The sequence below is a fragment of the Leifsonia sp. HAY1-4F genome (assembly GCF_056755275.1).
Genome location: NZ_JBNDHX010000354.1, coordinates 1 through 262 on the forward strand (window position 1 = coordinate 1; position 262 = coordinate 262).

Annotated in this window: 1 protein-coding gene; it reads left to right on the forward strand. The window is 67.6% G+C overall.

What is annotated here, in order from left to right; translation table 11 throughout:
- The coding region (locus ACPYOG_RS19810) for a GAF domain-containing protein (protein ID WP_481295826.1) at positions 1–262 on the forward strand (262 nt) is incomplete at both ends.

The window sequence follows — 262 nt, forward strand, 5'->3', positions numbered from 1 at the left end:
CCATTGCGCTGATCTCCATCGTCGACGCCGACTCGCAGCGCTTCATCTCGCGGGTCGGGCTGGCACTGGAACGCACCGACCGCCACCACTCGATCTGCTCGTGCGCGCTGCAGTCCAGCGGGATCCTGCAGATCGAAGACCTGCGCCAGGACCCCCGCTTCCACGACAACCCGATCGTGGCCGGCCCCGAGCAGATGCGTTTCTACGCCGGCGCGCCTTTGGTCACCCGCAACGGCATCGCGCTGGGCACGCTGTGCCTGAT